This window comes from Micromonospora sp. WMMD723, assembly GCF_049863385.1.
Taxonomy (GTDB): domain Bacteria; phylum Actinomycetota; class Actinomycetes; order Mycobacteriales; family Micromonosporaceae; genus Micromonospora; species Micromonospora wenchangensis.
In genome coordinates this window covers 2,060,226-2,084,404 of the sequence record NZ_JBMKNR010000001.1, presented here as the reverse complement: position 1 = coordinate 2,084,404, position 24,179 = coordinate 2,060,226, and the positions used below count along the sequence as shown (strand labels likewise).

Below are 24,179 nucleotides of genomic sequence, written 5' to 3'. Positions count from 1 at the left end.
CCCCCGGCGCGGCCGGCGGCTACTGGCCCAGGATCGCCTCGATCAGGCGCATCGTGCCGTCGCGCTCCCAGATCGACTGGTAGTTGGCGACGGTCGAGCCGGGTGGAAAGTGCGCCGGCATGTCCGGCCAGGTGCAGCCGGTGCGTCTGCGGTGGTAGATCGCTTCCACGATCAGCCGGCGGTCGTACCGCCGGCCCCCATGCGCGTCGCTGCCCGGCAGGATCGCCGCGATCTGCCGCCACTGCTCGTCGGTGATGCCGCCCGGAGTCGACGGTCCGTGCTGCTCGGGCCGGCGGGATGGTGGTCGCGGCACCTCGACGGCTCTCGGCACCTCGACGGCTTCCGGCGTCTCGACCGGTTGCGGCGGTTGCGCACTGGCCTGCCGGCTCTCCCTGGCCGACAGCCGGGCCCGCGCCGCCGCCGCGATCTGTTCCCGAACCGGCAACGGCTGGGCCGGCGGATATCCGGTGAAGCCGGGTTCGAGGGCGGCGGTGAGGAGCCCGCAGGCCTGGCGTAGCTGCTCCCACTGCGGGGCGAGGGCCAGCAGGTGGGCGGTTGCCGGATCGTCGGGCTGTCCCTGCGGTCCGCCGAACGCCTGGAGGCGACCCAGGATCACCGGTTGACGGTGGGCGTACCAGGCCAGGACGCGGGCGATGGCATCGTGCACCGACGACCGGTACTCCTCCTGGTACGGCCCGGCCAGGCTGAACGCGTACGCCTGCGTGTTGTAGTCGGCGATGTCGGTGGCGAGGTCCGGGCAGTCCGCCAGCACCTGCGGGAACTGGTCGGGGTCCAGGTAGTCCAGCCACCGGGGCGCCGGCTGGTCGCCACCGTCAGGTGCCGGGTCCCCGGGCTGACCGGGCAGGTCCGGTTGCGCGACGGTGGCGGTCAGGTACCACTGCCGCAGGTGCTCGTCGCAGGCTGCGGCGAAGTACGGCAGGTACGCCCCGGCGACCTCGCCGGCGAGAGCCTCGGCGGCCACCGACCAGAGGGCGAACGTGAACCCGGTGTCCACCTCGAACACCTGCGTCAACCGGGCGACCAGCGCGTACATGTCGTCGATCTGGGCGAACTCCGCGACGAGCGTCGGATCGACCTCCCCGAACGCCAACGCCAGGGGGTGGTCGACCCACGGCGGCCGGACGGTGTCCACCAGCGCGACGACGAGGTGGTCCCGGTCCAGTTGCCCACTGGCGTGCTGCTGGAGCAGCGTGACCGTGGCCAGGCTACGGCGCAACTGGTCGACGCCGGTGTGGGCGGCCTGCTCGTCGGCCCAGGCGTGGAACATCGCCAGGCAGGTGGGGTTCTGCTGGGTGTCGGCCCAGGTGAGGCGCTGGAAGTACGCCGGCTCGTGCTCGGCGATCCAGGCGAAGGTCGTGGCGAACGTGTGTTGCCATGGCGCCGGCTGGACGTCCTGATGCGGATGCACGCCTGTCTCCCGGTCGGTGGGCGGGTCCGCACCAGCGTGCACCGGATCTGCCGGCCCGCTCCCCGGTCGCCGGCCGGTCCTGCGGGCAGTCCGGGTTGCCCCTGCGGGCAGCGCGGCCCGGCCGGTGCGGGCACTGCGACGTCGAGACGCGGTGCCCGCCGCCGGCAGACCAGCCCCCGCTCGTCGACCTTCGGCGTGGCCAGGGCCCAGGTGATCGGCAGACCCGAAGGGGTGCAGCCCCGATGTGGACGCGGGCTCGGCTAGGGCAGCCGGTAGACGGAGACGTGGGAGCGGGATTCGGCGGTGAACTCGCCGCCGGCCCAGTCCGCGTGCCGGCTCTCCAGGGTGAACCCGGCGAGCTGCGCCATCAGGTCCAGCTCGGCGGGCCAGACGTAGCGGTGCGGGGTACGGAACAGTTCCGCCTGCCGGCCGTCGTCGAACCGGAAATGGTGGGACACCACCTGCTGGTTCAGCACGTCGTAGGTGTCCAGGCCGACGTAGCCGGGTTCGGAGTGCCACACCACCGCCTGCTGGCCGGGCGGCAGTTTACGCAGCTCGGGCACCCACAGTTCGACGACGAACCGACCACCGGGGGCGAGGTGCCGGGCGGCGTTGCGGAAGCAGGCCACCTGCTCGGCCTGGGTGAGCAGGTTGGCGATCGTGTTGTAGATCAGGTAGACGAGGGAGAACTCACCCGGGGCGACGGCGTTCGCCATGTCACCGGCGACCACCGGGATGGTGTCCGCGTCCACCTTGGTGCGGAGCTGCGCGATCATCGGGGCGGACAGTTCGATGCCGGTGACCGGCACCCCCCGGGCGGCCAGCGGGACGGCGACCCGACCGGTCCCGATGGCGAACTCCAGCGCCGGCCCGTCACCGGCGAGCGCGGCCAGCCGGTCCACCGTCGGCTCCAGCACCTCGGCCGCGAACATGCCCTCGCCCGGCGTGTCGTAGTGCCGGGCGGCCTCGTCGTCCCAGATCTCGTCCTGCCGCATGCCCCGATGCTCACCGCCCCGGAAACCCATGTCGATCGAATTACCCCCTCGCCCCCGCCCCCTGCCCCCCGCCCCCTCCCGCCCCGGTGATCAAGAGGTTTGCGTCACCCGCTCCCGGAATCCTGACGCAAACCTCTTGATCACCGCGAAACGTCGGGGCGGCGGCGGGAGCGAGGGGATGAGGTGAAAGGGATCGCTGGGGTGGGGGGTGCGGCCTTACGCTGCGTCGATGTTGCTTCGTACGTCGACCACCCTGCTGCGGACCCTGCGCGAGGACCCGGCGGACGCGGAGGTGCCGAGCCACCGGCTCCTGCTGCGCGCCGGTTACATCCGCCGCGTCGCCCCGGGTGGGTACGCCTGGCTGCCGCTGGGCAAACTGGTGCTGGACCGGGTCACCGAGATCGTCCGGTCGGAACTGGCCGCGATCGGCGACCAGGAGGTGCACTTCCCGGCGCTGCTGCCGGCGGAGCCGTACCGCACCAGCGGCCGGTGGGCGGAGTACGGCGACGACATCTTCACCCTCGCCGACCGGCGCGGCGCCGAGCACCTGCTCGCCCCGACCCACGAGGAGTTGGCGACGCTGCTGGTCAAGGATCTGGTTTCGTCCTACCGGGACCTCCCGTTGACGATCTTCCAGATCCAGACGAAGTTCCGCGACGAGGCCCGCCCCCGGGCCGGCCTGCTGCGCGGGCGGGAGTTCCTGATGAAGGACGCCTACTCGTTCGACCTGGACGACGACGGCCTGCGCGCGTCGTACGCCCGGCACCGGGCGGCGTACCGGCGGGTCTTCGACCGGTTGGGGCTGGCGTACACGGTGGTGCGGGCGGTCTCCGGAGCGATGGGCGGCTCGGCCTCGGAGGAGTTCCTGGCCGGCACCCCGGTCGGTGAGGACACCTACGTCGGCTGCACGGTCTGCGACTACGCGGCGAACACCGAGGCGGTGACGACCCCCGTCCCGGCCGGTGGCGACCTGGACGCGCACCGCCCCACCGAGGTGCACGACACCCCGCAGACGCCGACCATCGCCGCGCTGGTGGCCGTCGCCAACGACCGGAAGCTCGCCGGGCGGCACGACTGGACCGCCGCCGACACCCTGAAGAACGTGGTGCTGACCGTACGCCGGCCCGGCGCGGAGACCCCCGAGGTGCTGGTGATCGGGCTGCCCGGCGACCGGGAGGTGGACCTCCGGCGGGTCGCGGCGGCCCTGCACCCGGCCGACGTGGCGGTCTTCGACGACTGGGCCGCCCACCCCGGGCTGGTCCGGGGCTATCTCGGGCCGCAGGTGCTGGCCGGGCTCGGCCTGCGCTACCTGGTCGATCCCCGGGTGGTCACCGGCACCGCCTGGCTGACCGGGGCCAACGAGCCGGGGCGGCACGCCACCGACGTGGTGTGCGGGCGGGACTTCGTCCCCGACGGCACCATCGAGGCCGCCGAGGTCCGCCCCGGTGACCCCTGCCCGGCCTGCGCCGCCACCGGAACTCCCGACGGCACCGCCGCCGGGAGGGACGGCACCGGCGGTGAGCTGACGATCCGGCGCGGGATCGAGATCGGGCACATCTTCCAGCTCGGCCGCCGGTTCACCGACGCGTTCGCCCTCGACGTGCTGGGCGCGGCGGGCAAACCGGTCCGGCCCACCATGGGTTGCTACGGCATCGGGGTGTCCCGGGCGGTCGCGGCGATCGCCGAACAGCACCACGACGAGCGGGGGCTGGTCTGGCCGGCGGCGGTCGCGCCGTGCGACGTACACCTGGTGGTGGCGGGCAAGGGGGCGCAGCTCGACGCGGCGCTCGACCTCGGCGGCCGGCTGTCGGCGGCCGGCCTGCGGGTGCTCGTCGATGACCGGGCCACCGTCTCGGCCGGGGTGAAGTTCACCGATGCCGAGCTGATCGGCATCCCGTGCGTCGTCGTGGTCGGCCGCCGACTCGTCGACGGGTACGTCGAGGTGCGCGACCGGGTGACCGGCGGACGCGACGAGGTGCCGTGGGACGGCCTGGCCGACCAACTACTGGGTCGGGTTCGCGGCAACGGGGTGTAGCGGACGCGCCACGGGGTACCGAAGTCGGATCGACTACGGGTGTTGTACGGAGGCTCTCATGTACCGGGTCAGTGACGTGATGACCAAGCAGGTGGTCTATCTGTCGGCGGAGACCACTCTGGACGAGGCGGCCAGGGTGATGAAAGAGGCCGACATCGGGGACGTGGTGGTCACCGACGGCTCCACGCTGGCGGGTCTGCTGACCGACCGGGACATCGTGGTCCGGGCGGTGGCCGAGTGCAGCGACCCGACCAGCACCTCGATCGGCTCGATCATCACCCGGGAGGTGGTGATGATCGAGCAGCACGCCACGGCCGGCGAGGCGGTGGCGTTGATGCGCGAGCGCAACATCCGGCGCATCCTGGTCTGCGACAACGAACGCAAGCTCGTCGGCATCGTCTCCCTGGGTGACCTGGCTATGCAGCTCGACCCCAGCTCGGCGCTGGCCGACATCAGCGAGGGTGCCCCGAACAACTGAGCGGGGCGCGACGGCCGGCGGTGGGGACGGGAACGACGGCCGGAGCGGACGGGTGACGTGGTCGGGGGCGGGTGGACCCACCCCCGGCCGGTGCCGACCGTCGGGCCGGGACGCCAGGGACGGCGGTAGCCTGGCGGGATGCCCGAGATGCCGACGAAGCTGGCCGAGATCGTCGAGGAGTTCGCCGACGCGCCCCGCGACGTGGTGCTGGAGATGCTGCTGGAGTACGCCGACGTGGTCCCACCGCTGCCGGCCGGGGTGGACCGCGACGACCTGGAGCAGGTCCCCGAGTGCCAGACGGCGTTCTTCCTGCGCGCCGAGGTCGCCCCGGACGGCACGGTGACCACCGTGTTCGACTGCCCACCCGAGGCACCCACCACCCGGGCCTTCGCCGGCATCCTCGCCGAGGGGTTGGCCGGGGCGAGCGCCGCGCAGGTGCTCGACGTGCCGGACGACCTCTACCAGCGGATGGGCCTGGCCCAGGCGATCAGCCCGCTGCGGGTGCGCGGCGGCACCGCGATCCTGGCCCGACTCAAGCGACAGGTGCGGGAACAAGCGGGCTGAGCTGGGGGTTGTCTCCGATCATGGAGATCGAGATCTACGCCGACGTGGTCTGCCCCTGGTGCTACATCGGCAAGCGCCGCCTCGAACAGGCCCTCGCGTCGTACGACGGTGAGGTGACCGTCAGGTACCGGCCGTTCCAGCTCGACCCGTCGCCGGTGAGCACGCCTGGGCCGCTGCTCGACGCGCTGGCCGCGAAGTTCGGTGGCCGGGAGCGGGCCGAGTCGATGGCCGGCCAGGTGACCCAGGTGGCCGCCGGGGTGGGGCTGACGTTGAACTTCGACCGGGCGGTGAGCGCCAACACCTTCGAGGCGCACCGGCTGGTCCGGTTCGCCGACGAGCACGGTCGGGCGGGTGAGCTGGTCGAGGCGCTCTACCGGGCGCACTTCACCGACGGGGTCGACGTCGGGTCACCTGAGGCGTTGGTGGCGCTGGCCGCCTCGGTCGGGCTGGACGAGACCGGGGCGCGCGAGTACCTGGCGTCGAACGCCGGCCGCCGCGAACTGGCCGCCGACCTGAGCACCGCCCACCAGCTCGGGGTGACCAGCGTGCCGACCTTCGTCCTCGCCGGCAAGTACGGCGTCACCGGGGCGCAGGAACCCGAGACACTCCTCGCCGCCCTGACCGAGGTCGCCCAGCGGGAATCGGCCGCCTGACGCCCGGCGTTCCGGGGCGGCATCGACCGGCACGATGTTTCACGTGCAACAACATCGATGAACGCAAATGACTAGGCGGGCCGGGCCAGGCCCTCCACCACCCGCGCCCCGGGCAACGCGCCGAGCGCCGGCCCCGGCAGGGCGATCTTGCTGTGCCGTACGCCGGACCCGATGATCACGTGCGGGGTGGCGATCACCCGGGCGTCGACCAGGATCGGCCAGGACTCGGGCAGCCCGATCGGGGTGATCCCGCCGTACTCCATCCCGGTCGACTCGACCGCCTCGGCCATCGGGGCGAAGCTCGCCTTGCGCACGTCCAGCGTCCGGCGGACCACCCCGTTGACGTCGGCGCGGGTGGTGGCGAGCACCACGCAGGCGGCGTACCGGATCTCACCCTCCCGCTTACCGGCGATCACCACGCAGTTCGCCGACACGTCCAGCCCCACCTCGTACGCCGCGCAGAACGCCGCCGTGTCGGCCAGGGTGGCGTCGATCGGGGCGACCAGGACGGCGTCGACGTCCACGGGGGCCTGCGCCGGCCAGGACGCCAGCGCGGCGGCCACCGGTGCCGCCAGCAGGTCGGGGCGGGTGCGGGCGGGCTCGGTCTGCAACGTTCCCATCACGGCAGCGATCCTCGCACCCCGGGCCACGGGCCGCCCGTCGGGCCACGCCCGCTGGTCACCGGGCACACCGCCACGGGTCCGGCGGGTCAGTTACCGCCGAGGAAGGAGTTCTCCCGCAGGAACGCCCGGTCGTCGGCCGACGCCGACTGCGCACCCCGCAGCACCTGGGGTCGGCGGGCCTCCAGATCCTCCATGCCGTGCCGCACGGCGAGACGGATCACCCCGTAGAGAAAGACCAGGCCGAAGACGTAGAGCAGCACCGTGACGACGAAGACCACCATGGGGCCACGGTAGGCAGGGCCGTAACCCGTAGCAGGCTCATCTTCGGTCGGTTCCCCCGTACGTGTCGGCCAGGTGATCCGCGCCCTACCCGCCCGGCCGCCCGGCGCGGCCTCACCTCAGCAGGTCGACGACGGTCAGCACGAGGAAGAAGGCCACCACCGCCTCGCTGATGATCCACGAGTGCCGGTCCGCCCAGTCACGCATCCGGGGCAGCACCCGGTCCGCCCGGTCGCCGAGCAGCAGCAACGCCAGCAGCGGCAGCGCGAGCAACAACAGGGTCAGCAGCACGAACGGCACCAGGTGCCACCACGGCAGCCCGTGCCGGGCGGCGGTCGCCCCCACCGTCACCATCGTCAGGTCGTCGGAGGGCATCACCACGAACAGCAGCAGGCCCAGGCGGAACGCGTACCCGAAGCCGGCGTGCTGGAGGCGACCCATCCACCGGGGTTCGCCGGCCGAGTGCCGCCGGAGGAACACCACCACCGCCAGCACCACCAGCAGCGCCAGCACCACCCAGTCGATGACCGTCTCGACCGGCTTGCGGCCACCACCCCCGCCGCCGCCCCCGGCCGCACCCCTGACCAGCCGGAAGACCAGCCAGGCGAGGGTCGTCCCGGCGGACACCACGAGCGCCGCGCCGGCCAGGAAACCCGCCGACGCCCGCCGGGGCCGGTCGCCGGAAGCGAGGAAGACCGCCGCCACCAACTGCGTACCGGCCACCATCACCACGGCCATCGGCAGGATCGTCAGGAGGTTCATCGCCCACCATCCTCGCCGTCGGCACGGCCGACCCGGCGGGATTCGCCCGGATCAGGCGGCCCGCTCCCGGGCCGGCACCACCCGACCGGCGAGCAACGCGCCGAGCAGCGCACACGCCACCGCCACGGCGAGCGTCCCCGCGTACCCGGCCGGGCCGGGCGTCGTCCCGGCGGCGAGCACGGTGCCGGTCAACGCCAGCACGGTGGCGGTGAACAACGAGTCGGCCAGTTGCAGCGAGGAACTGTTGCGGCCCTGCTCGTCCGGGGCCGACAGGGCCAGCGTCAACACCGACAGCGCCGGGAACGTCAACCCCATCCCCAGCCCGGCCACCGCCCAGCCGGCCACCCCGACCGCCACCGGCACCGCCGGCCAGACGGCGAGGGTGACGGTGGCCGTGCCCGCCGCCACGCAGGCCAGCCCGAGCCGGGGCAGGGTCGCCGAGGACCGTGGCGGCGGCAGCCGGCCCTGCGTCCAGGAACCCACCGACCAGGACAGCGCGCCGACGGTCAGCACCAGCCCGGCGGCGGTCGGCGAGAAGCCGCGTTCCCGGGACAGCATCAACGGGATGACCACCTCCGCGCCCGCGAACGCCGCCGCCGCCAACCCGCGCAGGCCCACCACCGTGGGCAGGCCCCGGGCCGCCCGCAGGAACCCCGCCGGCAGCAGCCGGGGCGCGCAGACCCCCAGACCGGCCAGGGCCACCGCCACCAGGGTCACCGCGAGCACGCCGCGCTGCTGCCCCCCGTGGTGCAGCAGCGCGGCGCTCACCCCCGCCCCGGCCGCCCACCCGATCCGGGCCGCCGCGCCCTTCGGCGGCCCGGCCGGCGGCGGGCGGTGCAGCGTCCGCAGACCCGACTCCACCAGCAGCACCGCCGGCAGCGCCACCACCGGCACGGCGAGGAAGACCCACCGCCAGCCCAGGTACTCCACGATCAGCCCGGCCAGCGCCGGCCCGACCAGCGACGGTACGACCCACGCCGCCGCGAACGCGGCGAACACCCGACGCCGCAGCTCCTGCGGGTACGCCTGCCCGACCACCACGTACAACGCGACGGAGAGCAGGCCGGAGCCGAAGCCCTGCACCGCCCGACCGACCACCAGGGTGCCCATCGCGTCGGCGCTGCCGGCGACGAACAAGCCGGCGACGAACAGTCCGACCCCGACCCACATCGGCCCCCGGGGGCCCCGCGCGTCGCACCAGATCCCGGACAGCACCATGGCCAGCACGCCGGCGGCGAACGAGCCACCGAAGGCGAGCGCGTACAGCCCGAGCCCGTCCAGCGCGCGGGCCACCGTGGGCATCGCGGTGCCCACCGCCAGCGCCTCGAAGGCGAGCAGCGACACCAGGGCGACGCTGCCCACCGTCATCGCCCGCAGGCGCGGGTCGTAGAGGCGGGTGGCCGGCGTCAGGGTGGCGGTCACCGGGTGACGCCGGGCGGTACGTCAGACATGCGCCCAGCCTGCGACCTGCACCCCGGTTCAGGTCAAGGGTGAGCCCGGTCTCGTCAGGCCGACTCCAGTGCCTCGCCGAGCCCCTTGGCCAGCCCCGACAGGTGCTGGTCGGCGAGCAGGTGACCGGCGGTGATCACCAGGGCGAGCGGCCACTCGATGACCTGGAGGGCGGCGAGCACCCCCAGCCCGGCGTAATAGGCGATCTTGTCCGGTGGCGGCACCGCCACCTCACCCAGCATCGGCACCTCCACCCGTCGGGTGTACGCCCGGACCATCTCGTGACCGCCGCTGAGATGACGCGTGATCGTGCTCATTCCGGCCTCCCTGCCACTCGTCGGGTCGGCAGGGGGATTCCACAGGCACCGCCGTCCATGCCCCGCCACCGGCGGAAACTTCGCCCGGCCGGGGGGCATAACGGACGCCCGACCGGGAAGCCAGGCCGCCTGACGAACGCGGGAGGCGAGATGGGGTACGGCGGCAGTGGGCGGGACCGATCCGCCCGTACCCCCCGATGACCACGCTGGGCCGGGTCGCCGGCCGGGTCCTGCCGTCGGTGCCGGTGCCGCCGCTGCTCGGCGGGGCGTCCCGTACCGTCGGTTCGGCCGCCGGCCGGCTGGCCCGGGTGGCCGGGCTGACCCGCCGTCGGGTCTGGTCCCGCGACGGCCGGCACCACATCGAGGTGCACGGCGTCTGCCAGGACGGCGGTGACCGGCTGGCCTGCCAGGTCGAGGCGGCGTTGGAGCGGCTGCCCGGGGTGGCCTGGGCACGGGTGAACGCCCCCTCCGGCCGGGTCGTGGTGGCCGTCGAGGACCCGAAGCCGAAACTCGCCACCCTGATCGACACGGTGGCCCGGGTCGAGCGGGTCTGCCCGCACGAGCCGGACCCGGAGATCCCGCCCCCGCACCCGCCGGAGGACGGGCCGCGTACCCCCCGGACCCTCGGCGCGCTCGCCTCCGACGCGCTGGGCCTGACCATCTCCGCCGCCACCCGTATCCTGCCGTTCACCCCGGTACCGGGCGAGGTGGCCGGTCTGCTCACCGCCGTCGACCTGCACCCGAAGCTGCACGACCTGGCCGGTCGGGGGTGGCGTGCCGACCCGCGCACCGAGGTGCTGTTCCCGCTCGCCGAGGCGGTCGTGCAGGGGCTGACCGGCGGCTGGGCCGGCATCGTCCTCGACGGCGCGCAGCGGATCGTGCAGTGGGGTGAGGCGCGCGCCCAGCTCACCGCGTGGACCCGGGCCGAGCCGAGGCTGACCGGTGACCCGCGACGCGCCGTCGCCCGGTCACCCGGCCCCGGCCGTCCCTGTCCCCGACCCGACGGCCCCGTCGAGCGGTACGTCTCGACGATGCTCGCCACCGGGGCCACCGCCGGGGCCGCCGCGTGGCCCGTCGCCGGCCCGAAACGGGCCGCCGCGCTCGGGCTCGCCGCGTTGCCCAAGGCCCCCGGCAGTGGCCGCGAGGGGTACGCCGCGCAGCTCGGCCGGGTGCTGGCCCGGCGCGGCGTGATCGCGATGGACCGCAGTGTGCTGCGGGAACTCGACCGGATCGACACGGTGGTGCTGGACGCGGCCGTGCTCGGCTCGCCCCGGGGCGTCCTGGCCGACCTGGCCCCGCTGGCCGGCACGGACACCGGGGAGGTGGCCGGTCGGGCGTTCGCCCTCTTCGACCCCGACCACCCGGACCAGGCCCACGAGGCCGACGGTTGGCGACTCGGGCCACTGGCCGATCTCGACGCCGTCGACCCGGGGGACACCCCGCAGAGCCGGCGGCTACGCGCGACGGACGGCCCCCTGCTCGGTCTCGTCCACGACGGCACCCTCACCGCCGTCGTCCGGGTCGCCCCCGAGCCGGCACCCGGCGTGGACGCGCTGCCCGCCGCCGCCCGGCACGCCGGCCTGCGCCTGGTCGTCGCCGGCCCGGACCCGCAGCGGTACGGCTTCGCCGACGCGGTGCTGCCCGGTGGGGACCGGCTCGCCAGTTCCGTACGGGCCCTGCAACGCGACGGGGCGGTGGTGATGCTGGTCTCCGGCGACCGGTCGGCGCTGGCGGCGTCCGACTGCGGCCTCGGCGTGGCCGCCCCCGACGACCTGCCCCCGTGGGGTGCCCACCTGCTCGTCGGCACCGACCTGCGGATTGCGGCGCTGCTGATCGAGGCGGTCGGGGTGGCCCGGCGGATGACCGGGCAGAGCATCCGCCTCGCCATGGCCGGCACCGGGCTCGGCGCGTTGGGCGCGTTCACCGCCGCGCCGACGCAGCTTCCCGGCCGTAGCCTCGCCGCCGTCAACGGCGCGGCGGCGCTGGCCTTCGCCAACGGGGTGTGGCGGGCCCGCCGGCTACCCGACCCGGCCGTGGCCCCGACGCCGGCCACCACCGCCTGGCACCTGATGCCGGTCCCGACCGTGCTGCGCCACCTCGACACCGGCCCGGAAGGGCTCACCGACGCCGAGGCGCAGCGCCGGCACCGCACCGACCCGGACCCGTCGGCCGGGCCGGTCGGCCTGTTCCGGGCGTTCGTCGACGAGCTGGCCAACCCGCTCACGCCGGTGCTGGCCGCCGGTGCCGTCCTGTCCGCGGCGTTCGGCTCGCTGGTCGACGCGGCCCTGGTCGGCGGTGTGGTCGGCGGGTCGGCGCTGGTCGGGGCGGTGCACCAGCGCAACACCGACCGGGCGCTGGCCCAGCTGCTGTCCCGCTCGGCGGTCACCGCCAAGGTGCTGCGCGACGGTGCCGAACGGGTGACCGCCGCCGAGGACCTGGTCTGCGGTGACGTGGTGATCCTCGGCCCCGGTGACGCGGTGCCCGCCGACTGCCGGGTGCTTACCGCCGACGGTCTGGAGGCCGACGAGTCGTCGCTGACCGGCGAGTCGCTGCCGGTGCCCAAGGGGGCCGCCCCGGTGGTCGCCGCCGCCCTCGCCGACCGCACCTCGATGCTGTACGAGGGCACCACCGTCGCCACCGGCCACGGCACCGCCGTGGTGGTCGCCACGGGTGCCGCCACCGAGTCGGGGCGCAGCCTCGCGCTGGCCCGGCAGGCCCCACCGGAGAGCGGGGTGGAGGCCCGGCTCGGCCGGCTCACCCGCTCGGCGGTCCCGCTGGCCGTCGCGTCGGCGGTCGCGGTGGCCGGGGCGGGGCTGCTGCGGGGCGTACCGCTGGGACAGACGGCGGCGACCGCCGCGAACCTGGCCGTGGCGTCGGTGCCGGAGGGGTTGCCGTTCCTGGTCAGCGCGGCCCAGTTGGCCGCTGCGCGACGGTTGGCCGAGCACGGCGCGCTGGTCCGCAACCCGCGCACCATCGAGGCGCTGGGCCGGGTCGACGTGCTCTGCTTCGACAAGACGGGCACCCTCACCGAGGGCCGGCTGCTGCTCGCCGGGGTCGGCGACGGCGACCGGTTCGCCCCCGTCGACCGGCTCGACGACGAGCTGCGCCGGGTCCTCGCCGCCGGGCTGCGCGCCACCCCGTACGCGGACGATCCGCAGGAGCTGCCCCAGCACACCGACCGGGCGGTCCGGTACGGCGCACGGCAGGCGGCGACGACCGAGCAGACCGGTGCGCACGGGTGGACGGCGGTGGGTGGGCTGCCGTTCGAGCCGTCCCGGGGTTACCACGCGACGGTCGGGCGTGCCGCCGACGGTCTGCTGCTGAGTGTGAAGGGTGCCCCGGAGACGGTGCTGCCCCGGTGCGGCGCGTGGCGGCGGCCGGGCGGCCGGGACGAGCCGCTGGACGACGAGCGCCGGGAGCGGCTGCACGGTGTGCTCGCCGACCGGGCCGGGGCGGGGCACCGCATCCTCGCCGTCGCGGAGTGCCGGGTCGGTGCCGAGACGGTCACCGACGACGAGGTACGCGGGCTGGTCTTCGTCGGCTTCCTCGCCCTCGCCGACGGGATACGTGACAGCGCCGCCCCGGCGGTCCGCCGGATCAGGCAGGCCGGCGTGCACACCATCATGATCACCGGGGACCATCCGGCCACCGCCGAGGCGATCGCGTCGGCGATCAGCCCGGATGCCGACGGTCAACGGGTGGTCACCGCCACCGACCTGGACCAGTGGGACGACACGGAGCTGGGTGAACGGCTCAGCCGTACCGACGTGGTGGCCCGGTGCACCCCGGCGCACAAGGTCCGGATCATCCAGGCGTTGCAGAGGTGCGGGCGAACCGTGGCGATGACCGGGGACGGCGCCAACGACGCCCCGGCGATCCGGCTGGCCGACGTCGGCATCGCCCTCGGCCAGCGGGGCACCCCGGCCGCCCGCGCCGCCGCCGACCTGGTGGTCACCGACGACCGGCTGGAGACCATCATCGCCACCCTGGTCGAGGGGCGGGCGATGTGGTCGTCGGTACGCCACGCGCTGAGCATCCTGGTCGGCGGCAACCTCGGCGAAATCGCGTTCAGTGTGCTCAGCGCCGCCGTCACCGGCCGGTCGGCGCTCAACGGCCGGCAGTTGCTCCTGGTCAACCTGCTCACCGACCTGGCGCCGGCGCTGGCCATCGCCGTCCGGCCGCCCGACGCCGACCACGCCGACGGCCTGCTCCGCGAGGGGCCCGACGCCTCCCTCGGCGGCACCATGACCCGGGAGATCGGGCTGCGCGCCGCCGCCACCACCCTCGGGGCGACCGCCGGCTGGACGGTGGCCCGGTGGACCGGCCGGGAACGACGCGCCGGCACGGTGGCCCTGGTCTCGCTGGTCGGCACCCAACTGGGGCAGACCGTCCTGGCCGGCGGCACCAGCCCGACGGTGCTCGCGTCGACGGCGGCGTCGGTCGGGGTGCTCGCCGCCGTGGTGCAGACGCCCGGGGTGAGCCAGTTCTTCGGCTGCACCCCGCTCGGCCCGGTGGGGTGGACCATCGCCGCCGGGTCGGCGCTCGGCGCGACCTTCGCCAACGGCGCGCTGACCCGGCTGGTGGAACACCTGCCGGCCCGGGGACGGCCCGACGCGTCGCCGTCACCGGCCTGACCGACGGTCCGGTTGGCGGCCCGCTGGGCGGGTACCGACGGACCATGGGACCGGCTGAGGCGACCTTCGTGGGCACTGCGACGACGATTCTGCGGCTCGGCGGGTTCACCCTGCTCACCGATCCCAACTTCCTGCACCGGGGGCAGCGGGCGTACCTCGGGCACGGGTTGTGGTCCCGGCGGCGCACCGACCCGGCACTGACCATCGACGAACTGCCCGACCTGGACGCCGTGCTCCTGTCCCACCTGCACGGCGACCACTTCGACCGGGTGGCCCGCCGGGGGCTCGACCGGGAACTGCCGATCGTCACCACACCGGCGGCGCAACGCCGGCTGCGCCGGTGGGGGTTCCGGGCCGCACAGGGGCTACCGACCTGGCAGTCGCGGGAACTGCACCGCGACGGCGGTACCCTGCGGCTGACCGCGTTGCCCGGCCAGCACGGCCCGGGTGTGCTGGACCGGCTCCTCCCCGACGTGATGGGCACGATGGTCGACCTGCAACGGCCGGGGCAGCCCGCCTTCCGGCTCTACGTCACCGGGGACACCCTGTTCCGCCCCCAGCTCGCCGAGATCCCCGAACGCTTCCCCGACGTCGACGCCATGCTGATCCACCTCGGCGGCACCCGGATCGCCGGCGTGCTGCTCACCATGGACGCCCGGCAGGGGGCCGACCTGGCCGAGCTGATCCGTCCCGGGCTCACCGTCCCGATCCACTACGACGACTACCCGGTGTTCCGGTCCCCGCTGCGGCACTTCGTCGACGAGGCACGACGTCGGGGGTTCGTCTCGGCCGTACGCACCGTGGCTCGGGGCCAGACCGTTTCGCTGACCCCGCCGGCCTGACCGCTGCGGTGCCCGCCCGTCCGCCGGGGCGTCGAGGAGCACCCGCCGGCTCAGCCGGGCGGGGCCCAGGTGGCGGCGGCACGACCCAGCCGGTCGTTGACCGCCCGGCCGACCCCCTCTTCGGGGGCCGGTTCGGCGAGGATCTCGGTCACCCCGGCCGCGTCCAGCCGGTGCAGCGCGTCGAAGAGGCGGGCGGCGGCCTCGGTCACGTCACCCGCGGGCGACAACACCTCCACCGCCGCGTAGTCCGCCGCCGGGGCCGCGCGGAAGGCCAGGTAGCCCCGTCGGACGCCGTCGTCCGCCGCCGGCACCGCACCCCGCACCACCCGCAACGGGGTACGCGGCGCATAGTGCGCGGCCAACGTGCCGGGGGCGACCGGCTGCCCGGAGCTGCCCGGCCGGATCGTCACCGGGCCGACCGCCGCGACGAGGTCCTCCACGGCGAGCGCCCCGAGGCGCAGCACCACCGGCTGCGGGCCACGCGCGTCCACGATGGTCGACTCGATCCCGCACCGGGTCGGACCGCCGTCGAGCACCACGTCGACCGCCGCGCCGAGCCCGCGAACGACATGCTCGGCCCGGGTGGGGCTGAGCTGCCCGAACCGGTTGGCGCTCGGGGCGGCCACCGGCACCCCGGCGGCCCTGATCAACGCCCGGGCGGACGCCTCGTCGGGCACCCGCACGGCCATGCTGTCCAGGCCGGAGGTGACGATCGGCGGGATCGCGGCCGGCCGGTCCACGATCAGGGTGAGCGGCCCCGGCCAGAACCGCTCGGCCAGCACCGCGACGGTCGGGGGCAATACGCCGACGAGGGCCGGCAGGTCGGCGGTGTCGGCCAGGTGGGTGATCAGCGGATCGAAGCTGGGCCGCGCCTTCGCCTCGAAGATCCGCGCCGCGGCCCGGGCGTCCAACGCGTTCGCGCCGAGCCCGTAGACCGTCTCGGTGGGGAAGGCCACCAGCCCGCCGGCCCGCAGCACGTCGGCGGCCTCGGCGATACCGTCGTGTTCGGCGGGCAGGACGCGGGAAGAGCCAGTGGTCACCCCCCGACGCTAGCCTGCCGTCGACGCCCGGACCGGCGCGGGTGGCGGGCCGGTCTCCGCCCAGCAGACGCCACCCCGGACCTCGATGCCCGGAACTCCGTCGACGATCCGGGTGACGTCCGCGACGGAGGCGAGCGCCCTGGTGAGGTCAGCCCGCAGCTCCGCGCTGGCGGACGGCAGGTCGTCCTCCTCCTCCTGCGCCCAGTCGATGTCGGCGGCGCACAGCTCGGCGACCGCGTGGCCGGTCAGCGCGGCCGGGTCGGTCACGGTGACGTCGATCCGGCAGTAGAGCCTGAGACGGCGGCTGCCCGGGTCACCATCGGTCGGCATGCGGCTCAGCGGCTCCGACCGGAGCGGCGCATCACCCGGACGCCCCCGCCGATGGCCAGCGCCGTGGGCACCAGGCAGCAGAGCATCAGGACGGCCAGGTGCCACGGTCTGAGTGCTCCCATGCCGAGAGGTTAGGGGATGTACGCCGACCGCACCGTCCCGCGGTCGGTCAGCCTGCGGGAGAATCGCCGGCATGCTCCGCTCGCCGCGCGCCCTCCTGCTGGACTTCGGCGGTGTCCTGGCCGATGCGCCACCGCAGCCGCCCGCCCCACCGGAGCTCGTCCGACGGCTCTGCCAGCTCGTCGACGGCGCCGTGTCCGAAGGGCAGATCGCCGCCGACCTGACCGAGGGCGCGCGACGGTACTCGGCCTGGCGCGACGACGCGGGCCGGACCGCCGACCCGGTGGAGCTGCCGCACTCCCGGGTGTGGGCCGAGTTCGTCACCGGATCGTGGCCCCGCCCGGCCCGCGACGCCGTCGACCGCGAGGCGACCCCCCTGTCGTACGCCTGGACGTGGCGGGCGGACTGGGCGGTGCGCCCGGGTATCCCCGAGGCGTTGGGGGCGGCCACGGGGGCGGGCCTTCCGCTGGCCGTGGTGAGCAACACCCTCTGCGGTGCCGCGCACCGGGATTTCCTGGCCGCCGTCGGGCTGGCCGGGTCGTTCGCCGCCCAGTTCTACAGCGACGAGGCCGGCCCCCGGAAGCCCAACCCGCGCCTGGCGCTGCTGGCGGCGGAGGCCGTCGGCGTGCCGATCGGTGACTGCTGGTTCGTCGGGGACACCCTCGGTCGGGACGTCGAGTGCGCCCGCCGGGCCGGGGCGGGGGCGGCGATCCTGATGCGTTCACCCCGCACCGACCGGGAGTCGCCGCACCCCGCCGTCGTACCGGACGCCCGGGTCGAGGACGGCCACGGCCTGCTGGCCCTGCTGCGTCAGGTCTGAGCAGGTTCCGGTTCCTCCTCCCGTCTCTCGGTCGGGTTCGTTGCCTAGCTCCGCCCCAGCGTGTCGTCCACCGACGACGCCCCCGCCACGTGGTGGACCGCGACGACGGCGGCGCGCGGTAGCGCCGAGTAGACGTGCGGGAAGGAACCGCCGTCGGAGGTGTCCTCCCAGCGCACCGCGTCGAGCAGCCCGGCGTCGAGGGCGACGATCACGAGCGCCGGCTCCTGCGCGAAGAACCGCAGGGCGGTCGCACCCACCTGTTCGCGCGAGGAGCAGTGGATGAAGCCGCTGCTGTGGTCGAACGGCGAGCCGTCGAAGCGCCCGGCGGCTTCGAACTCGGCCCACTCGGCGGGCAGGAGGATCTTGTAAATCAGCACGACCCAGGGTGGCAGACGGGCGGCTGATCCGCAGCTTCCGCAGCCCGCCAACCCGACCGGGAGTTGACATCCCATCACGGCACATGCAAATAATAGTTGGCATGAGCCAAGGTGAGCTATGGGTGACCTGAGCGGCGACCGGCTGGTCGAGGTTCTCGCCACGCTGGCCAGCCCACACCGACTCCGCGTGCTCGCCGCGTTGACCGGCGGACGCGCCTACGTCTCACAACTCGCCCGCGATCTGGGCATCAGCCGCGCGCTGCTCCAGGTGCACCTGAAGAAGCTGGAACGCGCCGAACTGGTCACCGCTCACCTGGAGTTGTCCGGGGACGGCAAGGCGCTCAAGTACTACGAGGTCGCACCGTTCTCGCTACAGCTCACGCCCGACGTGGTGGCCGCTGCCGCCGCGACCCTGAGCAACGCCGGAGACGGCGACGCCCCACCGAAGGGAACCAGTTAGATGGACGCCGCATCGGTCTTCCTGATCGTCGTCGCCGCCGTGCTCATCTCGGTCGTCTGGTATGCGGGCGTCCGCAAGCGGACCGAGGTGTCCGGCGAACTGCAACGGCAGTACGCCGAGCAGGCCGCCGAGACACAGCGACTGCTCACCGAGATGAGCGCACAGTTGGCCGACCTGCACCGGCGCACCGCCGACATGCAACGAATCCTCAAAGACGCCGAATGACCACTCTCGGGCTCGCACCGCCGGTCACGCTGCTCAACGTCCCCAACACCATCACCGCCGTACGGACGGTCGGCTCCTTCGGGCTCGCGGTGGCGGCGCTGACCCACCGCGACGCCCACCTGCTCGTCGCCGCCTACCTGATCTACTGGGTCGGCGACGTCCTCGATGGTGTCGCCGCCCGCGCCCTGGGACAGGAGACCCGCACCGGCGCGGTCTTCGACATCGTCGCCGACCGGGCCTGCACGTCGGCCTGCGCTGCGGCACTCGTCGCGCTGCGGCCCGAAACCGCCCTGCCGATCGCGGTCTTCCTCGTCCAGTTCATGGTCATCGACCAGCTGTTGAGCCTGATGTTCCTGCGCTGGCCGCTGCTGAGCCCGAACCACTTCGCCCGCGTCGACCGCCGCATCTACCGGTGGAACTGGTCTCCACCGGCGAAGGCGCTGAACACCGCAGCGGTCGTGCTCCTGGCGATCTTCGCGCCGACCGTCGCCGCCGTCACCTTCGCCCTCGCAGTCGCCGTGGTGAAGCTCGTCTCGCTGGTGTCCACCGCCAGGCTGCCGGTCGACCCGCCGCCCGCCCAGCCATGATCGCTGTGCTGGCGGCTGCTGCCGTCGGGCTCCTGTCGGCGTTCCTGCCGTTCACCCCCGCCGAGCCGTACCTGGTGGCGGCGGTAGCGACCACCGGCACGCCGCCCGTGGCGCTCGGCGTCGCCGCCGCAGCCGGTCAGACGGCCGGCAAGCTCCTGATCTTCCTCAGCACACGCGGCGCGCTCCACTCACCGTGGCTGCGACGCCGGCTCAGCAGACGTACGCCGACCGCGCCCCGACCGGTGAGCCGCTGGGGGACGCTGCTCGCCCGCCCGAAGGCGGCCGGCGCACGACTCGTCGAGGTGACGGAACGCCCCCGCCAGGCCATCGGTGTCCTTCTGGTCAGCGCGATCACCGGATTCCCACCACTGCTGGCCACCAGCGTCTACCTGGGCCGCACGCCCCTGCGTCCGGCCGCATTCGGGGTGACATGCCTGCTGGGCCGCTCGGTCCGCTTCGTCGCGATCGCATTGGCACCCAGGCTGGCCGGCTACTGATCGCAGCCCCGAACGCTGACATCTTCTTGCGTAGATCACGGCTTCTGTCGGGCTACGCCGATGATCACCGCTCACCTGCACGCTCTGTTGTCATCATCAGGCGTCGGCAACGTGAGACACCCACCGCCTGATCCGGGCTGAACGAGGGGCTGTCCCGGCGCTGCGGGTCGCATCCACCAGCTGCCATCCGAAGCTGTCCGTAGAACTCCTCGACGCGGTGCTCGACGCTGCGGCCACAGGCAAGGTGATCCCGGGCAACCCGGGTGGCAGGGTGAAGCTGGTCCAGCCTGAGCCGATGCTCTGATGGCGCATTGCTCTGATGGCCATCAGAGCAATGCGCCATAGCCATGGGAAGGGCTCGCGGAGGCTGGTGAAACCTCCGGCACCGCCGTGGTTCTCCGCCTGGTAGCTGCCCCACCTGCCTGGGCTGGCCCGGCGCTCACGCCGGAGGGCCTCCGCGTGGACACCGCAGCCTCATACGCAGTCGTGCCCGAACAGGAAACGGCCTGAGCAGATTGGCTGTACCCGGGACCGAGATCAACCGGTGTTCGTGCTGGTGGAGCCCAGGGGACTCGAACCCCTAACCCCTGCCTTGCAAAGGCAGTGCTCTGCCAGTTGAGCTAGGGCCCCCGAGGGCGGACGAGCCGCCGGGTGCTGGCTGGTCAGCGCAGGTCGGGCGAGGTGGTGGCCTCGTGCCACAGGGCGCGCTCGTCGTTGGATTCCTTGACCTTCTTGGCCACCACAGCAGCGACGCCGATGATGCCGACCAGGAACAGAAGCTTCTTGAACATGGGGCGACCCCTCGCGCTCGACTCGACTGCCCGTCGGAACGGTGTGCGGTGGGGCTAGCTGGAATCGAACCAGCGACCTCAGAGTTATCAGCTCTGCGCTCTAACCGACTGAGCTATAGCCCCGCGTGGCGACGAGCAAGATTAACCCATCGCGTCGTCCGCTCCCAAATCGGGGTGGCCGACGCTCCCGCGCCTTCCCGACCGTACCGGTCGGCTCACGACCGGGCGAGCCCTTTCCCCCGGTCCAGGGGGTCAGAGATCCACTCCTGCGACGGGAAACAGCGGCATCGGGCGACCCGGACACCGCTGAATCGACCCACGAGCGGCCACGACCCGGCCGAGCGACCCAGGAGGGGGCGCAAACGGGCCGGGGAAAGCACGACGCCGGGGCGGCCGCTGTTCGCGGCGCCCCGGCGTCGGGTCGGATCAGTCGCGCTCGGCGAGCGTCAACTCGATCCCGCCGACCAGGTCGGCGCAGACGTTGTAGATGAACGCCCCCAGCGTGGCGAGCGCGGTGAACAGCACCACGTTCACCAGACCGACGAGGGCGGACGTCAGGATGACGCCCTTCGCGGTGATCTGGAAGCCGCTGTTGGTGCCCTGCCCGCCGCTGGCGCTGACCAGGTCGGTCAGGCTGTCGTTGACGCTCTGGAACACGCCCATCGCGTCCAGCGCGAGATAGAGCACCGAGGTCGCCACGACCACCACGATGAACAGCACCACGGAGACGGCGAAGGCGAACTTCATCACGGACCACGGGTCGATCCGCTTGAGGTTCAGCCGGGCCCGGCGCGGCCCCCGGGAGGCGGCCGAACTGACCGAGGTACGCGCGGCGCGTACCGCGTCACCCACCCGCGCGGCGCCGACGGCGGACGCGCCACCGATGCCCGGGGGCAGACCGCCACCGTTGGCGGGGCGGGCGGCGTTGTCCGGGGTCGGCCGGAAACCGCCGACCTTCGGCTGGGTGCCTGTGGTGGACGGGGAGGTGGCGGCCCCCACCGTGATCGGCTGTGTCGTGTTGCTCGACCGGGCCGCCGCAGCCACCGGCTGGGTGGCTGAGGAGGGCGCGTCGGTGCCCGTCGGCTGGGGCTTCTCGGTCGTTCCCGAGTCCTCACCGGGCTTGTCCGGCGGCGGTGCCATGCCGGGTGCCCGGGTGAACTTCGGGGCAGGCGCGTCGGCGGGGACGGTGGCCCGACCCACGGCGGCGCGGCCGGCGGGGGTTGTACCGCTCTTGGCGGCCTCCTCGTCGACCGGGGTGGCCGAGGTCCCCTTGTTCCCCGACTTCGCCTGTGTCTCCGTCATTCAACTAGTCCTGTTCGTCAGGCTCGTCGGCATTGCGAGCAATCGCCACGATAGTCACGCCGTCCGGGAGGTCCATCAGCTTGACCCCCATTGTGTTCCGGTCACGGGTACGGCGTACAGGCTTCACCGGAGTCCGGATGACGCCGCCGTTGCTGGTGATCGCGAACAGCTCGTCGTCCGGGTCGATCACCACCGCGCCGACCAGACCACCGCGGCGCTCGGTGATCTTCGCAGTCAACACGCCCTTACCTCCCCGGCCCTGAACCGGGTATTCCTCGATGGGGGTACGTTTCGCGTATCCCCCGTTCGTGGCCACCAGGACGTCCAGGCCCTCCCGGACGACCTCCATGGCCAGCAGGACGTCGTCGTCGGTGAAGCGCATGCCGATCACACCCGAGGTGGCCCGGCCCATCGGGCGCAGCGCCTCGTCGGAGGCGTTGAACCGGATCGCCTGGGCCTTCTTGGAGACGAGCAGCAGATCCTCCTCCGGTGCCGCGAGCACGGCACCGACCAGCTCGTCCTCATCGCGCAGGTTGATCGCGATGACGCCGCCGGACCGGTTGGAGTCGAACTCCTCGAGTCGGGTCTTCTTCACCAGGCCGTTTCTCGTGGCGAGTACCAGGTAGGGGGCCACCTGGTAGTTCGGGATTTCGATGATCTGCGCGATCTGCTCGTCCGGCTGGAAGGCGAGCAGGTTGGCCACGTGCTGGCCCTTGGCCACCCTACTGGCCTCGGGCAACTCGTACGCCTTGGCCCGGTACACGCGGCCCTTGTTGGTGAAGAACAGAATCCAGTCGTGCGTGGAGCATACGAAGAAGTGGCTGACGATGTCGTCCTGCCGCAGCGTTGCGCCGCTCACTCCCTTGCCGCCGCGCCGCTGCGAGCGGTAGAGGTCGACCTTGGTGCGCTTGGCGTACCCGGTGCGGGTGATGGTGACCACCACGTCCTCGCGGGCGATGAGGTCCTCCATCGAGACCTCGCCGTCGAACGGGACGATCTTCGTGCGCCGCTCGTCGCCCCACTTCGCGACGATCTCGCTCAGCTCCTCGGAGACGATCTTCCGCTGCCGCTCCGGCTTGGCGAGGATGTCCTTGAGGTCGGCGATCTCCAGTTCGAGCTTGGCCAGGTCGTCCAGGATGCGCTGCCGTTCCAGGGCGGCCAGCCGGCGCAGCTGCATGTCCAGGATCGCGGTCGCCTGGATCTCGTCGATCTCCAGCAGCCGGATCAGGCCCTGCCGGGCGTCGTCGACGGTGGGCGACCGCCGGATCAGGGCGATCACCTCGTCCAGCGCGTCAAGCGCCTTGGACAGACCGCGCAGGATGTGCGCCCGCTCCTCGGCCTTGCGCAGCCGGAACGCGGTCCGCCGCCGGATCACCTCGATCTGGTGCTCGACGTAGTACCTGATGAACTGGGCCAGGTTGAGCGTGCGCGGCACCCCGTCGACCAGGGCCAGCATGTTGGCGCCGAAGGTCTCCTGGAGCTGGGTGTGCTTGTAGAGGTTGTTCAGCACCACCTTGGCGACCGCGTCGCGCTTGAGCACGAGCACGATCCGCATGCCGGTACGCCCGGAGGACTCGTCCCGGATGTCGGCGATGCCGCCGAGCTTGCCCTCCTTGATCAGCTCGGCGATCCGCTCGGCCAGGTTGTCCGGGTTGACCTGGTAGGGCAGCTCGCTCACCACCAGTGCCGGCCGGCCCCGCTTGTCCTCCTCGACCTCCACCACGGCGCGCATCCGGATCGAGCCACGCCCGGTCCGGTACGCGTCCTGGATGGCGGACTGACCGACGATCAACCCGTGGGTCGGGAAGTCCGGACCCTTGACGATCTCCAGCAGCGCTTCGAGGGTGGTCGCCTCGTCTGCCTCCGGGTTCTCCAGGCACCACTGCACCGCCGCGCCGATCTCGCGCAGGTTGTGCGGCGGGATCTTGGTGGCCATCCCGACCGCGATGCCCTCGGACCCGTTGACCAGCAGGTTGGGGATGCGCGACGGCAGGATGGTGGGCTCCTTGGCCCGGCCGTCGTAGTTGTCCTGGAGATCGACGGTGTCCTCGTCGATGTCCCGCAGCATCTCCATCGCCAGCGGGTCCAGCTTGCACTCGGTGTAGCGCATCGCGGCAGCCGGATCGTTACCCGGCGAGCCGAAGTTGCCGTTGCCGTCGACGAGCGGATAGCGCAGCGCCCAGGGCTGGGCCATCCGGACCAGCGCGTCGTAGATGGCCGAGTCGCCGTGCGGGTGGAACTGCCCCATTACGTCGCCGACGACCCGGGAGCACTTCACGTAGCCCCGGTCCGGCCGGTAACCCGAGTCGTACATGGCGTAGAGGATCTTGCGGTGGACCGGCTTGAGCCCGTCCCGTACGTCCGGCAGGGCCCGCCCGACGATCACGCTCATCGCGTAGTCGAGGTACGAACGCTGCATCTCGACCTCGAGCCCGACCGGCTCGATCCGGTCGTGCTGGACGACCGCCGCGAGGGGTGTCTCGGTGGTCTCCGGCTCGTTCGGGGTGGACTCGGGAGTATCGGTCACTGTTAACCCTTATCAGACTCAGAGTCGTGTTCGTGCTGTGGAT

23 protein-coding genes, 2 tRNA genes and 1 pseudogene are annotated in these 24,179 nt (G+C 73.1%); 11 read left to right on the top strand and 15 right to left on the bottom strand.

Features of this window, described 5'->3' with window-relative positions; all coding sequences use genetic code 11:
- Positions 1 to 19: 19 nt before the first annotated feature.
- Together ACN261_RS09390 and ACN261_RS09385 are read right to left on the bottom strand one after the other, a co-directional pair.
- Positions 20 to 1,429: a transposase gene (locus ACN261_RS09390; protein WP_421484852.1), complete on the bottom strand. Its 1,410-nt coding sequence runs from the start codon at positions 1,427 to 1,429 to the stop codon at positions 20 to 22.
- Between the two features lie 260 nt (positions 1,430 to 1,689).
- The gene (locus tag ACN261_RS09385; RefSeq protein WP_421484851.1) at positions 1,690 to 2,424 is read right to left on the bottom strand and encodes a class I SAM-dependent DNA methyltransferase; all 735 of its coding nucleotides are present in this window, start codon (positions 2,422 to 2,424) and stop codon (positions 1,690 to 1,692) included.
- A 229-nt stretch (positions 2,425 to 2,653) separates the two neighbouring features.
- Here ACN261_RS09385 and ACN261_RS09380 point away from each other — a divergent pair, with 229 nt between their 5' ends.
- The 4 genes from ACN261_RS09380 (at position 2,654) to ACN261_RS09365 (ending at position 6,154) form a co-directional block, all read left to right on the top strand.
- On the top strand, positions 2,654 to 4,459 hold the full coding sequence (locus ACN261_RS09380; RefSeq protein WP_425849540.1) for a proline--tRNA ligase: 1,806 nt from the start codon (positions 2,654 to 2,656) through the stop codon (positions 4,457 to 4,459).
- Between the two features lie 58 nt (positions 4,460 to 4,517).
- Positions 4,518 to 4,937, top strand: coding sequence for a CBS domain-containing protein (locus ACN261_RS09375; RefSeq protein WP_204925541.1), 420 nt, complete (start codon positions 4,518 to 4,520; stop codon positions 4,935 to 4,937).
- A gap of 138 nt (positions 4,938 to 5,075) precedes the next feature.
- Entirely contained in the window at positions 5,076 to 5,501 is a 426-nt protein-coding gene (locus ACN261_RS09370; RefSeq protein ID WP_088647203.1) for a SufE family protein, read from the top strand.
- Between the two features lie 20 nt (positions 5,502 to 5,521).
- Positions 5,522 to 6,154 (top strand): DsbA family oxidoreductase, encoded by a 633-nt coding sequence (locus ACN261_RS09365; protein WP_421484848.1) that lies wholly within the window; start codon positions 5,522 to 5,524, stop codon positions 6,152 to 6,154.
- A 71-nt stretch (positions 6,155 to 6,225) separates the two neighbouring features.
- Here ACN261_RS09365 and ACN261_RS09360 read toward each other — a convergent pair whose 3' ends face one another.
- From ACN261_RS09360 to ACN261_RS09340, 5 genes and pseudogenes are all read right to left on the bottom strand, one after another.
- On the bottom strand, positions 6,226 to 6,774 hold the full coding sequence (locus tag ACN261_RS09360) for a YbaK/EbsC family protein (RefSeq protein ID WP_204925539.1): 549 nt from the start codon (positions 6,772 to 6,774) through the stop codon (positions 6,226 to 6,228).
- Between the two features lie 89 nt (positions 6,775 to 6,863).
- A complete protein-coding gene (locus tag ACN261_RS09355; protein ID WP_088647200.1) occupies positions 6,864 to 7,058 on the bottom strand; it encodes a hypothetical protein in 195 nt (64 codons plus the stop codon).
- Positions 7,059 to 7,170: 112 nt separating this feature from the next.
- Positions 7,171 to 7,818: a GAP family protein gene (locus tag ACN261_RS09350; RefSeq protein ID WP_425849535.1), complete on the bottom strand. Its 648-nt coding sequence runs from the start codon at positions 7,816 to 7,818 to the stop codon at positions 7,171 to 7,173.
- Between the two features lie 51 nt (positions 7,819 to 7,869).
- Positions 7,870 to 9,240 (bottom strand): MFS transporter, encoded by a 1,371-nt coding sequence (locus tag ACN261_RS09345; RefSeq protein WP_421484846.1) that lies wholly within the window; start codon positions 9,238 to 9,240, stop codon positions 7,870 to 7,872.
- A gap of 83 nt (positions 9,241 to 9,323) precedes the next feature.
- Positions 9,324 to 9,643 (bottom strand): annotated as a pseudogene (locus ACN261_RS09340) (hypothetical protein).
- Between the two features lie 138 nt (positions 9,644 to 9,781).
- Here ACN261_RS09340 and ACN261_RS09335 point away from each other — a divergent pair.
- Together ACN261_RS09335 and ACN261_RS09330 are read left to right on the top strand one after the other, a co-directional pair.
- Complete coding sequence (locus ACN261_RS09335) at positions 9,782 to 14,218, top strand: HAD-IC family P-type ATPase (protein ID WP_425849533.1); 4,437 nt, start codon at positions 9,782 to 9,784, stop codon at positions 14,216 to 14,218.
- Between the two features lie 44 nt (positions 14,219 to 14,262).
- Positions 14,263 to 15,060 (top strand): MBL fold metallo-hydrolase, encoded by a 798-nt coding sequence (locus ACN261_RS09330; RefSeq protein ID WP_425849530.1) that lies wholly within the window; start codon positions 14,263 to 14,265, stop codon positions 15,058 to 15,060.
- Positions 15,061 to 15,110: 50 nt separating this feature from the next.
- Here the strand turns inward: ACN261_RS09330 and ACN261_RS09325 are convergent, their stop codons facing one another.
- Complete coding sequence (locus ACN261_RS09325) at positions 15,111 to 16,076, bottom strand: L-threonylcarbamoyladenylate synthase (protein WP_421486961.1); 966 nt, start codon at positions 16,074 to 16,076, stop codon at positions 15,111 to 15,113.
- Positions 16,077 to 16,109: 33 nt separating this feature from the next.
- Positions 16,110 to 16,430, bottom strand: a complete 321-nt coding sequence (locus tag ACN261_RS09320; protein WP_425849529.1) for a hypothetical protein — start codon at positions 16,428 to 16,430, stop codon at positions 16,110 to 16,112.
- Between the two features lie 193 nt (positions 16,431 to 16,623).
- On the opposite strand from ACN261_RS09320, the gene ACN261_RS09315 reads away from it, so the two are divergent.
- The gene (locus ACN261_RS09315) at positions 16,624 to 17,370 is read left to right on the top strand and encodes an HAD family hydrolase (RefSeq protein WP_421484842.1); all 747 of its coding nucleotides are present in this window, start codon (positions 16,624 to 16,626) and stop codon (positions 17,368 to 17,370) included.
- 44 nt (positions 17,371 to 17,414) lie between these two features.
- Here ACN261_RS09315 and ACN261_RS09310 read toward each other — a convergent pair whose 3' ends face one another.
- Positions 17,415 to 17,747 (bottom strand): DUF952 domain-containing protein, encoded by a 333-nt coding sequence (locus ACN261_RS09310; protein ID WP_421484841.1) that lies wholly within the window; start codon positions 17,745 to 17,747, stop codon positions 17,415 to 17,417.
- Between the two features lie 118 nt (positions 17,748 to 17,865).
- Here ACN261_RS09310 and ACN261_RS09305 point away from each other — a divergent pair, with 118 nt between their 5' ends.
- From ACN261_RS09305 to ACN261_RS09290, 4 genes are read left to right on the top strand one after another with little or no spacing between them, the layout of a single operon-like run.
- Positions 17,866 to 18,207: an ArsR/SmtB family transcription factor gene (locus ACN261_RS09305; protein WP_421484840.1), complete on the top strand. Its 342-nt coding sequence runs from the start codon at positions 17,866 to 17,868 to the stop codon at positions 18,205 to 18,207.
- The gene (locus tag ACN261_RS09300; RefSeq protein ID WP_421484839.1) at positions 18,208 to 18,432 is read left to right on the top strand and encodes a hypothetical protein; all 225 of its coding nucleotides are present in this window, start codon (positions 18,208 to 18,210) and stop codon (positions 18,430 to 18,432) included.
- Positions 18,429 to 19,019 (top strand): CDP-alcohol phosphatidyltransferase family protein, encoded by a 591-nt coding sequence (locus ACN261_RS09295; protein ID WP_425849526.1) that lies wholly within the window; start codon positions 18,429 to 18,431, stop codon positions 19,017 to 19,019. Before ACN261_RS09300 ends, ACN261_RS09295 begins: the two co-directional genes overlap by 4 nt.
- Positions 19,016 to 19,516 (top strand): hypothetical protein, encoded by a 501-nt coding sequence (locus ACN261_RS09290; protein WP_425849523.1) that lies wholly within the window; start codon positions 19,016 to 19,018, stop codon positions 19,514 to 19,516. The genes ACN261_RS09295 and ACN261_RS09290 overlap by 4 nt, the downstream gene beginning before the upstream one ends.
- A 554-nt stretch (positions 19,517 to 20,070) precedes the next feature.
- Here ACN261_RS09290 and ACN261_RS09285 read toward each other — a convergent pair.
- The 5 genes from ACN261_RS09285 to gyrA all read right to left on the bottom strand — a co-directional run bounded on the left by ACN261_RS09285 (position 20,071) and on the right by gyrA (position 24,136).
- Positions 20,071 to 20,146 (bottom strand) — tRNA-Ala (locus tag ACN261_RS09285).
- Positions 20,147 to 20,178: 32 nt separating this feature from the next.
- Entirely contained in the window at positions 20,179 to 20,307 is a 129-nt protein-coding gene (locus ACN261_RS09280; RefSeq protein ID WP_211291697.1) for a DLW-39 family protein, read from the bottom strand.
- A 49-nt stretch (positions 20,308 to 20,356) separates the two neighbouring features.
- Positions 20,357 to 20,430, bottom strand: a tRNA-Ile gene (locus ACN261_RS09275).
- A 303-nt stretch (positions 20,431 to 20,733) separates the two neighbouring features.
- Positions 20,734 to 21,609, bottom strand: coding sequence for a DUF3566 domain-containing protein (locus ACN261_RS09270; RefSeq protein WP_421484822.1), 876 nt, complete (start codon positions 21,607 to 21,609; stop codon positions 20,734 to 20,736).
- Positions 21,610 to 21,613: 4 nt separating this feature from the next.
- Positions 21,614 to 24,136, bottom strand: coding sequence for a DNA gyrase subunit A (gene gyrA / locus ACN261_RS09265; protein WP_421484821.1), 2,523 nt, complete (start codon positions 24,134 to 24,136; stop codon positions 21,614 to 21,616).
- Between the last annotated feature and the right edge of the window lie 43 nt (positions 24,137 to 24,179).

What these genes read in the sequence shown, in the direction of transcription:
- ACN261_RS09370 (WP_088647203.1), top strand. Translation starts at nt 5,076, where the DNA reads ATGCCCGAGATGCCGACGAAGCTGGCCGAGATCGTCGAGGAGTTCGCC.
- ACN261_RS09320 (WP_425849529.1), bottom strand. Translation starts at nt 16,430, where the DNA reads ATGCCGACCGATGGTGACCCGGGCAGCCGCCGTCTCAGGCTCTACTGC.
- ACN261_RS09270 (WP_421484822.1), bottom strand. Translation starts at nt 21,609, where the DNA reads ATGACGGAGACACAGGCGAAGTCGGGGAACAAGGGGACCTCGGCCACC.
- ACN261_RS09350 (WP_425849535.1), bottom strand. Translation starts at nt 7,818, where the DNA reads ATGAACCTCCTGACGATCCTGCCGATGGCCGTGGTGATGGTGGCCGGT.
- ACN261_RS09365 (WP_421484848.1), top strand. Translation starts at nt 5,522, where the DNA reads ATGGAGATCGAGATCTACGCCGACGTGGTCTGCCCCTGGTGCTACATC.
- ACN261_RS09355 (WP_088647200.1), bottom strand. Translation starts at nt 7,058, where the DNA reads ATGGTGGTCTTCGTCGTCACGGTGCTGCTCTACGTCTTCGGCCTGGTC.
- ACN261_RS09360 (WP_204925539.1), bottom strand. Translation starts at nt 6,774, where the DNA reads ATGGGAACGTTGCAGACCGAGCCCGCCCGCACCCGCCCCGACCTGCTG.
- ACN261_RS09295 (WP_425849526.1), top strand. Translation starts at nt 18,429, where the DNA reads ATGACCACTCTCGGGCTCGCACCGCCGGTCACGCTGCTCAACGTCCCC.
- ACN261_RS09375 (WP_204925541.1), top strand. Translation starts at nt 4,518, where the DNA reads ATGTACCGGGTCAGTGACGTGATGACCAAGCAGGTGGTCTATCTGTCG.
- ACN261_RS09380 (WP_425849540.1), top strand. Translation starts at nt 2,654, where the DNA reads ATGTTGCTTCGTACGTCGACCACCCTGCTGCGGACCCTGCGCGAGGAC.
- ACN261_RS09300 (WP_421484839.1), top strand. Translation starts at nt 18,208, where the DNA reads ATGGACGCCGCATCGGTCTTCCTGATCGTCGTCGCCGCCGTGCTCATC.
- ACN261_RS09305 (WP_421484840.1), top strand. Translation starts at nt 17,866, where the DNA reads ATGGGTGACCTGAGCGGCGACCGGCTGGTCGAGGTTCTCGCCACGCTG.
- ACN261_RS09315 (WP_421484842.1), top strand. Translation starts at nt 16,624, where the DNA reads ATGCTCCGCTCGCCGCGCGCCCTCCTGCTGGACTTCGGCGGTGTCCTG.
- ACN261_RS09335 (WP_425849533.1), top strand. Translation starts at nt 9,782, where the DNA reads ATGACCACGCTGGGCCGGGTCGCCGGCCGGGTCCTGCCGTCGGTGCCG.
- ACN261_RS09280 (WP_211291697.1), bottom strand. Translation starts at nt 20,307, where the DNA reads ATGTTCAAGAAGCTTCTGTTCCTGGTCGGCATCATCGGCGTCGCTGCT.
- ACN261_RS09290 (WP_425849523.1), top strand. Translation starts at nt 19,016, where the DNA reads ATGATCGCTGTGCTGGCGGCTGCTGCCGTCGGGCTCCTGTCGGCGTTC.
- ACN261_RS09330 (WP_425849530.1), top strand. Translation starts at nt 14,263, where the DNA reads ATGGGACCGGCTGAGGCGACCTTCGTGGGCACTGCGACGACGATTCTG.
- ACN261_RS09385 (WP_421484851.1), bottom strand. Translation starts at nt 2,424, where the DNA reads ATGCGGCAGGACGAGATCTGGGACGACGAGGCCGCCCGGCACTACGAC.